Origin of the sequence: Sphingobacterium sp. BN32 (genome assembly GCF_030503615.1) — a bacterium.
GTDB lineage: Bacteria > Bacteroidota > Bacteroidia > Sphingobacteriales > Sphingobacteriaceae > Sphingobacterium.
In genome coordinates this window covers 64381-77670 of record NZ_CP129963.1, presented here as the reverse complement: position 1 = coordinate 77670, position 13290 = coordinate 64381, and the positions used below count along the sequence as shown (strand labels likewise).

Genomic DNA, 13290 nt, shown 5'->3' with positions numbered 1-13290 from the left:
ATGCTATCATTTTGGGTAACAAGATAACAGATAATTGTGATTATTGCCTGTCCGAAAATGTGAGTGTCTATGAGGCTTCCGAATTAAACCCTTTCTTTCTTGGGATTATTGACTTGTATGAAGTTGATACCGTCAATGGAAAACCATTAGAAAGTCAAATCATTACGGATTTTCATAAAAAGGTATTTACCCAAAAACTAATTGATACAAATAATATAAAACAGCTCATTGCTGAGATTATTAAAGATGACATTGCCAATTATCAAAATGTTTTAGACAACCCTGTAAGATTAAGGTTTCATAATACAGGAGCAGAGGAAGACGTTACTCAACCGCTTTTCCTTTCTTGGGATAAGTTTTCCGAAGAAATAAAAACCGTAAATAGATTTCATTTTGTAAATGCTTTGGATTTACAAAAATTAAAATCCTTATTCAAACATTTTCAGAAAGATTACAAAAAGGGAAAGAAATTTTATCGAGCAAGAATTAGTAATAATCCACAGGGGTATCCTTTCGAACAAATGGGTAATCCTCCTAATGAATTAGCTAAAAGCGGAAGAGCCAATCCAAATGGTATTTCTTATCTCTATATTGCTAATGACATAACAACAACTTTATATGAAGCAAGAGCAAGTTTATTTGATTACGTTTCTGTCGGTACATTTAAACTTGAAGAAGACATAAGAGTAGTTAATTTAAGTCGCTCCACATACGATGTATTCAGGCTTGCAGAATTAGAGTCTTTAGAAGAAGTTATGTTACACGGTTCTTTCATTGATAAATTAGAAGAAGAACTTTCAAAGCCAAGAAGAAAGAATGACAGCGAATTGGATTATCTGCCAACACAGTATCTTTCAGAACTGATAAAATCAATGGGATTTGACGGTATAGAATTTAGAAGTTCATTATATTCGCAGGGTTATAACGTTGCAATATTTTATCCTGAAAAATTCAAGTGCATTGAAACTAATGTCTATGACATTGAAAATATAAATCTTGAATACACCCAATTAAATACTAAATAAACCCTACCTCCCGTCCTGTTTATCCATATATTCTTCCAAAGAAGATTTCAGTTGGTCTAAAAACGAGGTGCGGGAACCGGCACGGTATTTCATTCGATGGAAAGAGTTATGCAGATCTCCTAAAGTAATCCGGAATAGTTTTTCTAAAACCAAACTGATTTTTCGTATTCCTACTTTACCGTATGAAAGAGAGCCATTCGCATACAGAGCATAAATCAGTTCTATCAAGGCATTTTTGCTATCCGTCCAAAGAATACCATCGGATGAAATATCCCTTGCAGAAAGAGAGCCTGCTATTTCATCATTATTGATTTTTTGGAGTATGTAGGTATAGAGTAGCTCATTTGCTATTATCCGAGCCACTTTGTAATCATAGTAGGTTGAAAACAGAGGGTCAATTTCAAAGACGAAGCTATTCAGTCCATCGTGGAAATTAATGTTGCCTAACCTAAAGTAGGTTTCATCACGATCGGTTCTTCCCGAACGATAATACCTGTAAAAATCAGAATAGTAGATATGCTCCCTGTATTCCTGTTTTAATTCCCTTAATTGTTCTGAAAAATAACTTGCGTACATCTTTCCTCCATCAACAGGACAAGCTGTCTGTATGCGAAATATTTTATTGTGGTAAATGAGTTTGGAGAGAATGTATGGCTTAATGTTGCGAAAGAAATTGATTTCCTCCCAATGGTTTTTAAAGCCCTGCTGGGTAATATCCTCTCTTATTGACCATAAGTATTCTTGCAGGTATATCGTCGTTTGATATGCTTCATCAATTTCATTAGATGCAGACAGCGAAATAGCATTTTCTTTTCGCTGTATCTCCGAGATGATATGATTTAATGAAGATACCATTTCGTATTTAGTTTACAATATTTCCTTTTATAAAAGAAAATTGCGTAGTATGATTATTAAAAAACACCAAAAGATGTTATTCAAAGAACACATTGATATTAGCTTCAATCTCTAAACCGTTGATTTGGAAATACATAATACCCTATTTGTTCATTCTTTTGTTATTTGTTGTATGTTGCGTTATTCCATCAATAATTTTATTCCAATCTTCGAAATGTAGTTCGTGTCCGGTTCCATCAAGCGTTATTAGTTTTGAGCCGTTTATCTTTTCAAGTAAAACTGCTGAATTCTTAAAATGCCATATTTTATCGTCCGTTCCGTGTACAATTAAGGTTGGTTGATTGATTTCGCTCAATCTGTTCCAGTATTCTTCACCACCTTGCAGTGCCGCATGATTGAACATACTTATATAGTTATTAGCTCTTTTAAATTCGGCTCTAATCAGTTTTTCACTTCTTTGTTTGTCAAATTGTTTCCTGCCGCTCATCAATTCAGCACCTTGAATTAAATAATTTGCCACACTGTCTTCATTTGTCCAATCTACGGTTTCAGCTTTTCCGTGAAAATCTAAAATACGCGTATCCATTTCAGGAATTGTGGGGTCTGAGTCGCCCCAAGGACCTGATGAGATTAGTGTTATTGAACTTACCCTGTCGGCATATTTTATTGATGCTATTTGAGAAATCAGTCCGCCCAGTGAAATTCCCACAAAATTGGCTTTGACTATTTTATAGCCGTCCAAAATTGAAATAGCATCATGGGTTAAGTCAACAATATCATAGGGGGTTGAACCCGGTTCGTAATTAGTAGATTTTCCTACGTCCCTATTGTCGTAGCGAATAACAAAAAATCCCTTTTCAGATAGTTTCTGGCAAAATTCAGCATCCCAATACAACATGGATACCGTTGCTCCCGCAATCAAGAGTATTGCCGGATCTTTTTCACATCCAAAACTTTCGGTAAAAAGTCTTATTCCGTTTTTTTTAACTATTTTCTCTTTCATTTCCTCGCCTTTCTGTTTTATAGATTCATTAGTTTTTGGAAAGAAAAGTCGAGGCTGAACATTTCCGTTTCGTTTATTATTGATTCTGCCTGTGCTTCTCTTCCATAAGCAAACATTTGCTGTTCATAATTTTCAATAGCCTCTTCAATGCTGTTAAATTTCCCATTGGTCAGATTATCCGACAATATCAAGGCATCCATCAACCCACTGTTTACGCCTTGTCCTGCAAAAGGAGGCATCAAATGAGCAGCATCTCCAATCATCGTTATGGGTAATGGACGCTTACTTTTCCAAGACTTATCTAAGGGAAATATTCGTGTCGCTAACCCTACAAAAGATGATGTCAAACGAATCAGTTCTTTGTAGCGTTCGTCCCAATCGGAAAATTTTTTCAGGAGAAAATCAACGACACTATTTCTGTCTTGAAAATCTACCCGCGTTTTGCTTTTCCATTCATCAGGTGTTTTAAAACTTATTCCAAAATGCAATGCACCATTATTATTAGGATTCGCAAATAATAAATTACCTTGATGAGCAGCCATTAGCCGGTTTCCATTGCAAAGCTGAAAAAATCCAGGACAGTTCACCTCCGGTTGATGAATATCCGCTTGTATATTGAAAGTACCTGTTTCTTCAACTTCCGTGTCGGTAACAAATTTTCTTACTTTAGACATTCCACCATTGGCAATAATAACCAGATCTGCTGTTTCACTCGGTTTATTCTCAAAAGTTAGTGTCCACTTCTTCTTACCAGGTTCAAGCATAACAAGTTTTCTATCCCAAATAACCGTGTCGTTTTCTAAACTATTCAACAAGATAGCCCTTAAGTCATTTCTGTTTATTTCAGGATTGTCAAATCGATTTTCGGGCTTTACATTTTTTGTGGATAAAATATTGCCTTTTTCATCAACAATATTTACACCCATTGGTAAAGCTAAGTCATAATAAGTTTGTAACAATCCCGCTCTTTTCATTGCTTCCTGTCCCGAATCCCTGTGCAGATCAAGTGTCCCACCAAAAATCCTTGCATCTTGGTCTTTGTCTCTTTCGTAAACTGAAACGTCTATGCCGTTTTGCTGTAACAATCTCGCCATTGTTAATCCAACAGGCCCGGCACCAATTATTGTAATTTTTTTATGTTTTAGTAAAGTCATATTCTTGTTCGCTGGTTTTAATGTCAACTAATGTCTGTCAATTTAATCACTTTGTTTTTTTTAAATTCAAACACGGATTTTCCTGATAACTTTAGCTTTTGCCCTTTTTTTAAGCCGTTCGGAAAGTCAATTGCTAAAATTGCTGTATAATCAATTTCTATTTCAGTGCTGTTGTCAAAATGCCTAAACGATTTAACTGTCTGTGTTCTCTTTGCAAAGTATGTTTTTGCTGTTTCTGCCTGTTGTTTAAACGCTGTTAACCCTTTCAGCGATAAACTTATATCATTATTTTGAATGTTTTCAAAAACAATATTATCGTCAAGGTCTGCAACCATTTTTTTGATATCAAATTGGTTGTATCCATCGATGTAGTTATTGATGATGTTTACTCTGTCGGTCATATTTTGTAATTATTTATCGGTTACATATTGGTGTTGTCTGTAGGTTGTTCTACGATAATTGCCAACTTTTAACTTCTATACGAAGGAACATGTTGGGATACTTGAACTTTCGATTTAGCGCCAACACGAGCAAACCGAAGTTAGCACCTACTCTCTATTCAGCATATTTTTTAAAAATACTTGTGGCAATGTGTCCGCCAAAACCAAAAGTATTACTCATTGCGTAATTCACTTGCCGTTGTTGTGATTGGTGTAACGTCAAGTTAAATATATCCCTATATTCAGGTTCAATATCTACCGAATTGATTGTTGGCGGAACAATGTTATTCTGAACAACGTATAGGAAGAATAAACGCCCTTTTCACCCAAGTCCAACAGCTTTGGACCGCAGTTGACTCTTTCGACACCCCTGCGATGCAACCCAATCCGGCTGACGGGGAGCCAGCAACGCTGAAAATTTACCCTCCTCTTTCCCACTAGCGGCTCCTTTTCCGACAACCAGCACGGCGGATCCCTGCCGCGGCGCTGTGAACGCAGCATTTTGATTGGTATCGTTGGCCTTCAGGCTCGTCAGTCAAACAGACCCAGGAGCAGCTCAGCCGGTGGCGCCCGGCTTTCGGGTAACGCCCTGGTCCCGCTGGTTTCGGCTTTGTGCTTCAGGTGATCAAGGATCTGCTTGATCACTATAGGGTCTTCAATGCAGGCGATGACTTTCATGGCGCCGCCGCAGCCGCTGCAGGTCTCGATGTCGATATTGAAAACACGCTTGAGCCGTTGCGCCCATGTCATCGACGCTCGCCGTTGTGCTGGTGTTGCCGGTTCATCAGCCACCCTGACCTTGTTGCCCCTGCCCCGTTTTGCCGGCGTGACCAACGCCCGGTGCCGACTGTTGGGTGCGAACACCCCGTGGAAGCGGGTTAGGTTGACTCTGGGCTTCGGTACCAGGGCGGCCAGCCTTGCAATGAAATCCAATGGTTCGAAAATGACGTGCGTGGTGCCGTCCCGGTACGGCGTCTTGAGCTGGTAGCGCACGTTGCCGCCTCGTGTTAACGACAGCCGCTTCTCGGATACCGCCGGGCGGCTGATGTACCGGCACAGCCGTTCGAGCTTCTTGCGTTCATCGGCCCTGGCCGCCACGCCGGCGTGCAGGCTGGACCCGGCTACCTTGCCAATCCCGTCACCGAACGGATCACCACTGGTCGGCAGAGTTTGCAAAGTGAACACCTTTCGCCCCGCCTGTGAACCGACAGCGATACGGTAAGTGATCGAGTGCCCCAGCAGGGGTGTCATCGGGTCGTCATCCACCGCATCCGAGGCCAGATAGCTGTTTTCGACATCCCGTTCCAGCAGGCCTTGCCGTTCCAGATAGCGACCCACCCGGTGGGCGATGGTGTGCGTCAGCTGGGTGAGCTCTGGGCTGGTCGGCGCCTTGACCCAGCGGAAACGCGCTGAGCCGTGGGATTGCTCGACATACACACCGTCGAGAAACAGCATGTGGAAGTGAACATTCAGATTGAGCGCCGATCCAAAACGCTGGATCAGGGTGACCGCGCCCGTCTTGGCCACTTGGTGGGTATGGCCCGCTTTCTTGACCAGGTGCGTGGCAATGACGCGGTAAACGATGCCCAGCACCCACCCCATGATCTCGGGCCGGCTGGCAAACAGGAAACGCAGCTGAAACGGGAAGCTCAACACCCACTGACGCATGGGTTGTTCAGGCAGTACTTCATCAACCAGCAAGGCGGCACTTTCGGCCATCCGCCGCGCCCCACAGCTCGGGCAGAAACCGCGACGCTTACAGCTGAAAGCGACCAGGTGCTCGGCGTGGCAAGACTCGCAGCGAACCCGTAGAAAGCCATGCTCCAGCCGCCCGCATTGGAGAAATTCTTCAAATTCCCGTTGCACATAGCCCGGCAATTCCTTTCCCTGCTCTGCCATAAGCGCAGCGAATGCCGGGTAATACTCGTCAACGATCTGATAGAGAAGGGTTTGCTCGGGTCGGTGGCTCTGGTAACGACCAGTATCCCGATCCCGGCTGGCCGTCCTGGCCGCCACATGAGGCATGTTCCGCGTCCTTGCAATACTGTGTTTACATACAGTCTATCGCTTAGCGGAAAGTTCTTTTACCCTCAGCCGAAATGCCTGCCGTTGCTAGACATTGCCAGCCAGTGCCCGTCACTCCGCGGTCTTCACTGCGTGATCGAGTTGATCGACACCCGCCGTGACACGCTCCATGAAGTGCCTGCCTGCGTCTGTTAGCCGAACGCCCCGCGCATGGCGCTCAAATAGCAGGACACCAAGGTTATCCTCCAGCGCTTTCACACGCGCGCTGACGCTCGACTGGCTGATACCAAGTGCCTTGGCCGCATGCCGAAAATTCAGATGCTCGGCGACGGCGATGAACTGAACAAGGGAAATGAGCGGTATCCTGCCAGACAGGATACCGACATTCACGAGGTTTCGATGGTTAGTGCGCCGCATCGGAGCGGGCCTGCTACCAGTCGTCGGTTAGACGACTGGCGACTTCTCGGTGGCAGCCCCACGGAGCCGAAGGAGCACCAGCCCCAACGAAACCAGTACCGCCATCGCCGTGGCGTAACAGATCACGGGCCACGCTGTGTCACCGTTTAAAAGTGCCACCGCCAATGTCCCGACAATGCTGACTATCAGGCTTTGAACGCAGAAGTAGAACGCGACCGCTGATCCCGCGATGTCGTCGAACTCTGCCAAAGCGCCGTTCGCGGTAACGGACACCGTGAAGACAATACCGACCGCGACAACCCACATCGGTAGGATGAAGGTGAGGAATGACGGCGAGCCGTAAAGTTCGCCGATCCCCAACAGGACCGCTCCGCAAACAAGCAACGCCATCCCACGCGCCACGCATCCTGCGATGCCCCATCTGGCGACAAAGGACTTCGCGAAACGGGTTGTCACGATCATTACAAGCCCGACAGTGGCGAAGGCAAAGCTGAATCCGATCTCGGAATATTCCGCTTGGCCTATGAGCACACGGGGAGCCGTCGAGAAGAAGACGAAGAAGGTGCCCATACCGGCGCTAAAGCCGACAGTGTAAACCCAAAAAGCCGGACTCGCGAAGATCGGCAAGACAGATCGGCGCGTCTTGACTTGATCCAGAGGGCGGGTTTCGTGCCACCTGAAACCCGCATTTAGGAGTGCGAGCATCGCCAGTATAGCCAAAGTAATGAATATCGCCTGCCATCCCAAGAACTCGCCGATCAATGCTCCGGCGATAGGGCCGAGCGCAGGCACGAACGCCAGCATCGAACTGAAAAGGCCGTAGATGACGACACCCTCAGGACGGTTGGCATAAACGTCGCGAACCGTCGCGAACGTCGCCACCAGCATGGCCGACGCGCCCACTGCTTGAAGTAGACGGAAAGCGACAAAGGCCGGTGCAGTTGAAGACCAAGCTGCTCCCAGAGACGCAATGACGAAAGCCGTTGCGCCCGCAAGTAGAATTGGCCGTCGCCCGATTCTGTCTGAGAGCGGACCAAAAATCACCTGGCCCACGCCGAGCATCACCATATAGAGGCTCAACGTGAGTTGGATCATAGCGGGCGTCGTGTTCAGGATGCCGGGCATCGCTGGAACGACAGGGAGATAAATATCCATCGCCAGTGAAGCGAGGATGTCGAAAGGAGCCATCAGCAGCAGTGCTGCCGGCAGCGTATAGGCCCACGCGGGGCGTTGTTTTTGTTTATCAGTCATTTATGTGTTTTTCTATTCCATCAATAATTGATTTCCAATCATCAACGTGTAATTCGTGTCCTGTACCTTCAAGGGTGATTAGATTTGAACCTTTTATTTTTTCTTGTAAAAAACCTGCATTCTTATAATGCCAAATTTTGTCGTCTGTTCCGTGGATAATTAAGGTGGGTTGTTTGATTTCGTTTAATCTGTTCCAATATTCTTCACCACCTTGCAATGCAGCGTGATTGAACATACTTATATAATTGTTGGCTCTATTGAACTCAGCTCTTATCAGTTTTTCACTTCTTTGTTTGTCAAATTGTTTCTTGCCACTCATTAATTCTGCACCCTGAATTAAATAGTTTACCACACTGTCTTCATTTGTCCAATTGACTGTACCTGCTTTACTATGGAAATCTAAAATACTCGTGTCCATTTCAGGTATAGTTGGGTCTGAGTCTCCCCAAGGGCCTGATGACATAAGAGTTAAGGAGTTAACTCTGTCGGCAAACTTTATTGATGCTATTTGAGAAATTAGTCCGCCCAAAGAAATCCCCACAAAATGTGCTTTGTCAATCTTGTAGCCATCCAATATTGAAATAGCGTCATTAGTTAAGTCAACAATATCGTATGGAGTAGAACCTGGTTCATAATTAGTGGATTTTCCTACATCTCTGTTGTCGTAACGAATAACAAAAAATCCTTTTTCAGATAATTGTTGGCAAAATTCAGTGTCCCAATACAGCATTGATACGGTTGCACCTGCTACCAAAAGGATTGCTGGATTTTTCTTATTTCCAAAACTTTCCGTACAGAGTTCAATGCCGTTTGTTTTAATTATTTTCTCTTTCATTTCTGTTTTCCTTTGTTTGCAACTGATTATTATCAGTCCTAAAATTAATATCCAAAGTAGTTTTTTTTTCATTTATCAATGTTTAACTGTTATGCTGGTATCTTTCACAATGCCCGCTAACGGTTTGGGGCTTTGCGAAGGAGCGGAAATAGAAGCACGGACTTTCAATTTTGCACAACAGTAGCATAAGCCATTTTCTATTTGCTAAATTACAAAAAAAGGAAATAAAAATGGCTTATGCGGTGATAGAATTACTACCGTTGAATTTTGCACTTAACCCGCTCTTTTGCAAAACCGATGTTAGCTGCTGTACATTTTATTTAGCATTATTTCTTTTTTTAGTTTTTACATATTCTGCGTGAAGTTGTCCACAAGCCGCATCTATTTCTGAGCCGAATTGCGTCCTTCTTGTAGCGTGAACACCATTTAGGTTTAACTGGGAAACAAATTCAATTACTTTCTCTTTTGTTGGTTGCTTATAAGACGGATTTGCTCCAAAAGCATTGTTGTATCTTATAACGCTGATGTGATATAACTCTGGACGAACTCTGGACTTTACCATATCAACCAATGCGTTCAAATGTTCTTGTGTATCATTTAATCCTTCAATCAATAAGTAAGCGAGGTAAATTTTCCGTTTGTATTTTCTTACATATTCGTCAAGTATTTTGAAATTATCGTCTAAAGGAAAGCGTTTTTCTAACGGTATTAATGTTGCTCTTTGTTCCGGAAAAGGGGAATGAACTGATAAGGTAATGTTTACTTGCGGAAACCTTTTTACCAATTTTTCTAAATTCGGTGCAAACCCAACAGTTGAAACGGTAAGCCTGCGTTGTGAAAGTCCGCCATATCCTTTGGTGGTAAACGCTTCTATAGCGGTTAAAATATTTGGATTTGCAAGTGCTTCGCCCATACCCATAAATGCTATGCTGTCGGGCAACTGATTGTTCCAATGTGAATGGAATACTTGTGCACAAATTTCATCGGCAGAAAGATTTTTCATCAATCCCATAGCTGAGGTGGCACAGAATGTACAACCTAAACCGCAACCTGATTGTGACGATATACACATAGATGTCCAACCTGCACGGTAACGGGAAAGAACCGTTTCTATTTTTGCTCCGGATTGGGTTTCAAAAAGTACTTTCTCTACTTGTTCAGCCGAATGAATGATGGTTGGCTTTAGCGGTAAAGGCGTTTCTCCAAATTGGGTTTCCAATTTTTCTCTTAAACTTTTGGGAAGTTCTTTCATCTCTCTAAAATATTCTATGCCCTGTTGCAAAGCATAAACTATTTGTCGGTAACGATATTCGGGCATTTCACTTTCGTTTAAATAGCGGTGAATTTGCCATAGTATTCCTCCTGTTGGTGGATTGGGTAATGTGCCTGCTGTTAATTTATTTGTCATATTCATTCTGTTTATTGGGTTAATGAAATTGTTCGTTCTATGTTTATTTGTTCCAAAAATGTTTCATCGTGCGACACGACTACCAGCGTTCCCTGATATTCATTGATGGCTGCTGTTAGGATTTCCACATTCTGAATATCCAAGTTGTTGGTCGGTTCGTCCAAAATGATGATGTCAGGCGATTTGCTATTAATCGTTAAACAACAAAGTAGCAAACGCATTCTTTCGCCACCGCTCAACGCACTGCAAGGTTTGTCCCAATCTTCTTTGGTAAACAAAAAGCGATTTAATCGGATTTTGATTTCGTGTTCTTGTAATGCAGAAACATTGAATTGTTCGGCTTGTTCGTAAACTTTTAGTTTGTTGTCAAGCAAAGAATAGTCTTGGTCAATGTAAACCGCTTTGTTGTCTGCTCGGTAAATTGTTCCTGCTTGCGGTTTAATGTCGCCCAAGATGAGTTTTATCAAAGTAGTTTTTCCCGAACCATTTGTACCTTTCAATGCGATTCGTTCGCCACTTGTAATTTGAAAGTTCAGATTGTCTTTCCAAAGCGGTTGTTTGTGGTAAGCATAATTGATATTTGTTGCCGTAAACAAAACTTTTCCTTTGTGTAATGCTGAATTGTCAAAACCAAACTTCATTTTGTCAATGTCAGGCAACGAAGAACGAAGTTCTTGTAAGTCTTGCGAAATGCCCCCGATTTTTTCTGCGTGAACACTTTTCATTTTTGATGTGCTGTTTTCTGCATTGTTTCGCAAAGTGTTCAACATTATTCGGGCAACGCCCGCTTTTTCTTGTTTGCCTCTTCCACGACTGTCTAATTTTTGCTGTCGTTCCAATGTTTCCCGTTCTTTTTCTTTGGCTTTTCGCAGTTCTTTTTCTTTGCTTTGAATGTCTTGACTTAAAGCGTTGTTTTCAATTTGTTTTTGCTCTTTGTAAAAGTCGTAATTACCGCCATAAACTTTAACTCCGTGTTTACTTAATTCGCAAATTGTGTCCAACAAGTTTAGTAATTTTCTGTCGTGGCTTACAACAATCAATGTGCTTTTTGTGGACTTAATGAAGCTATACAAAAGTTGTCTGCCCGAAACGTCTAAATGATTGCTTGGCTCGTCCAACAAAACCAATTCGGGTTGATGAATGGAAATTCCCGCCAAAAAAACTTTTGTTTTTTGTCCTCCGCTTAACGTTTCCATTTTTTGCGATAAGTCTAAGCCGTCCAATTGCCAAAAGTTCAGTGCCTCTTTGCAACGGTCTTCTATTGTCCAATCGTCATTCAGCAAATTGAAATTTTCCTCGCTTGTGTTTCCGTTCAAGATGTCTTTCAAAGCGTTCAATTTGCCTTCAATTCGCAACGCTTGTGCTATTGTCAAATGATTGAATTGTCCGAAAATTTGCGGAACATAATACGGCTCTGCGTCAATGTTTATTTGTCCGCTTGAAGGTTGAAGTTCGCTTGCAATAATTTTGAGCAAGGTAGATTTCCCTACTCCGTTGTTGCCTATTAAAGCTGTCTTTTCGTGATTGTTTACTGTCAGATTGATGTCGCTAAACAGTAAATCTTTGCTTGGGTGTGTATATGAAATGTTTTGTAAAATCAACATAACTTCTTTCGTTAAAGATGAAACAATACAGCAACCGCTTTGCGGTTGTTGTTCTGATATGTCTGAAAGTAAATATTTTTTACATTCTGTCTTTACTTAATTTTTTGTGTCTGCAAATATATGAACTTTCTGTTTAGCACGGTCGGTTGTAATATAGCCGCTAACGAAAAATGGTAGCCGTAGTTGCCGGATTTACAGCACTTTCGTATCAATTTAGCACTTCGGTTCGTTAAAAGCACCAAAGTATCAAGTTGGCACGAAAGCCGGCAATTATCGGCTACCATATGTTAGTGGCATTTATCATTTCATTATATTCATTTGCTTTAACGCATTTTTTGTTACATTAATTCTCGATGAAATAAAATCATCAACATTCAATCCGTCTGTCGGAATTACATTTGTTGCAAAAAAATAAACATTAGATTTTGTTTCAACATAACCAACAAACCAACCATTATATTTTTCTTCTATCGAACTTAATCCAGTCTTACCGCTTAAAATGTAATTTTCAGTTCGCTCAATTTCCATAATATTTTTGACAATCTTTATTGTCCTATCAGAAATTGGAAATTTTGAAAAATAGAATTTCCTTAAAAAGTCGATTTGTTGTTTTTGAGATATTTTTGAATTTCCTTCAAGCCAAAAATTGTCAATCGTTAAACTGTCAAAAATCATATTTTTATACTCAAATTTTTCTAAATATTCTTTCATTTTAATTGTTCCGATTTTCCTTGCAATTTCCTGATAGCAAGGAACACAGGAAATTCTAAAAGCATCTTTAAATGATAAATCTTTTTCCCAAATATCCATTTTTCTCTGCTCGCCATTCCATTTTAAAATAGTTGTATCATTTTCAATAATGCCTAATTCAACAGCAATTATAGAATTTGGAATTTTGAATGTTGATGCAGGTAATTTTCCGTTTTTAGCCCAATCAAAGTCATTTGAGTAAAAAGTATTCTTGTCGTTATCATAAATTAGAATTGAACCATTTACTTGAAAACTATCTAAAATTTTGTCAAAATCAGAAATTTCTGTTTCAATTATGTTTTTATTCGTTGTTGTGTTACAGCAAACAAATAAAAATATCATTGAAATAAAAACTACAAATAAAATATTTTTCATTTATTGTCTAATTATCGTTTGTTTTTGTTGCCACTAACGGGAAACGCATTGGCGAAGTGGCGGATAAATTGGACAAAAAGTTCAATTTAGCAGTGACGTAGCCGATGTGTTTCCACAGAAGCTAAATTATTAAAAAAAGCTGAATGTG

General features: G+C 41.4%; 12 protein-coding genes. 1 reads left to right on the top strand and 11 read right to left on the bottom strand.

The features are described from left to right. The first annotated feature begins 11 nt into the window (after positions 1–11). Complete coding sequence (locus QYC40_RS00400) at positions 12–1025, top strand: RES domain-containing protein (RefSeq protein WP_066764787.1); 1014 nt, start codon at positions 12–14, stop codon at positions 1023–1025. A 3-nt stretch (positions 1026–1028) separates the two neighbouring features. Here the strand turns inward: QYC40_RS00400 and QYC40_RS00395 are convergent, their stop codons facing one another. The 11 genes from QYC40_RS00395 to QYC40_RS00345 form a co-directional block, all read right to left on the bottom strand. After that, on the bottom strand, positions 1029–1880 hold the full coding sequence (locus tag QYC40_RS00395) for an RteC domain-containing protein (protein WP_301991780.1): 852 nt from the start codon (positions 1878–1880) through the stop codon (positions 1029–1031). A gap of 142 nt (positions 1881–2022) precedes the next feature. After that, on the bottom strand, positions 2023–2883 hold the full coding sequence (gene estT, locus QYC40_RS00390; RefSeq protein WP_077782102.1) for a macrolide hydrolase EstT: 861 nt from the start codon (positions 2881–2883) through the stop codon (positions 2023–2025). A 17-nt stretch (positions 2884–2900) separates the two neighbouring features. Beyond that, the gene (gene tet(X) / locus QYC40_RS00385) at positions 2901–4064 is read right to left on the bottom strand and encodes a tetracycline-inactivating monooxygenase Tet(X) (protein ID WP_301991779.1); all 1164 of its coding nucleotides are present in this window, start codon (positions 4062–4064) and stop codon (positions 2901–2903) included. Continuing rightward, entirely contained in the window at positions 4061–4438 is a 378-nt protein-coding gene (locus QYC40_RS00380) for a hypothetical protein (RefSeq protein ID WP_044502095.1), read from the bottom strand. Before QYC40_RS00380 ends, tet(X) begins: the two co-directional genes overlap by 4 nt. A gap of 570 nt (positions 4439–5008) precedes the next feature. Next, positions 5009–6502, bottom strand: coding sequence for an IS91-like element ISVsa3 family transposase (locus QYC40_RS00375; protein WP_001120888.1), 1494 nt, complete (start codon positions 6500–6502; stop codon positions 5009–5011). 111 nt (positions 6503–6613) lie between these two features. Beyond that, on the bottom strand, positions 6614–6919 hold the full coding sequence (locus QYC40_RS00370; protein WP_001255015.1) for a LysR family transcriptional regulator: 306 nt from the start codon (positions 6917–6919) through the stop codon (positions 6614–6616). A gap of 27 nt (positions 6920–6946) precedes the next feature. Further along, positions 6947–8170 (bottom strand): chloramphenicol/florfenicol efflux MFS transporter FloR, encoded by a 1224-nt coding sequence (gene floR / locus QYC40_RS00365; RefSeq protein ID WP_243548490.1) that lies wholly within the window; start codon positions 8168–8170, stop codon positions 6947–6949. After that, positions 8163–9077, bottom strand: a complete 915-nt coding sequence (gene estT / locus QYC40_RS00360; RefSeq protein WP_005842214.1) for a macrolide hydrolase EstT — start codon at positions 9075–9077, stop codon at positions 8163–8165. The genes floR and estT (QYC40_RS00360) overlap by 8 nt, the downstream gene beginning before the upstream one ends. A 244-nt stretch (positions 9078–9321) precedes the next feature. Continuing rightward, the gene (locus QYC40_RS00355; RefSeq protein WP_301991778.1) at positions 9322–10413 is read right to left on the bottom strand and encodes a radical SAM protein; all 1092 of its coding nucleotides are present in this window, start codon (positions 10411–10413) and stop codon (positions 9322–9324) included. Between the two features lie 11 nt (positions 10414–10424). Then, positions 10425–12017 (bottom strand): ribosomal protection-like ABC-F family protein, encoded by a 1593-nt coding sequence (abc-f, locus tag QYC40_RS00350; protein WP_301991777.1) that lies wholly within the window; start codon positions 12015–12017, stop codon positions 10425–10427. A gap of 300 nt (positions 12018–12317) precedes the next feature. Then, entirely contained in the window at positions 12318–13142 is an 825-nt protein-coding gene (locus tag QYC40_RS00345) for a class D beta-lactamase OXA-347 (protein WP_004295324.1), read from the bottom strand. Positions 13143–13290 lie beyond the last annotated feature (148 nt).

Coding starts and splice junctions, on each gene's coding strand:
- QYC40_RS00375 (WP_001120888.1), bottom strand. CDS start 6,502: ATGCCTCATGTGGCGGCCAGGACGGCCAGCCGGGATCGGGATACTGGT.
- estT (WP_077782102.1), bottom strand. CDS start 2,883: ATGAAAGAGAAAATAGTTAAAAAAAACGGAATAAGACTTTTTACCGAA.
- QYC40_RS00380 (WP_044502095.1), bottom strand. CDS start 4,438: ATGACCGACAGAGTAAACATCATCAATAACTACATCGATGGATACAAC.
- QYC40_RS00370 (WP_001255015.1), bottom strand. CDS start 6,919: ATGCGGCGCACTAACCATCGAAACCTCGTGAATGTCGGTATCCTGTCT.
- QYC40_RS00395 (WP_301991780.1), bottom strand. CDS start 1,880: ATGGTATCTTCATTAAATCATATCATCTCGGAGATACAGCGAAAAGAA.
- abc-f (WP_301991777.1), bottom strand. CDS start 12,017: ATGTTGATTTTACAAAACATTTCATATACACACCCAAGCAAAGATTTA.
- QYC40_RS00345 (WP_004295324.1), bottom strand. CDS start 13,142: ATGAAAAATATTTTATTTGTAGTTTTTATTTCAATGATATTTTTATTT.
- QYC40_RS00355 (WP_301991778.1), bottom strand. CDS start 10,413: ATGACAAATAAATTAACAGCAGGCACATTACCCAATCCACCAACAGGA.
- floR (WP_243548490.1), bottom strand. CDS start 8,170: ATGACTGATAAACAAAAACAACGCCCCGCGTGGGCCTATACGCTGCCG.
- estT (WP_005842214.1), bottom strand. CDS start 9,077: ATGAAAAAAAAACTACTTTGGATATTAATTTTAGGACTGATAATAATC.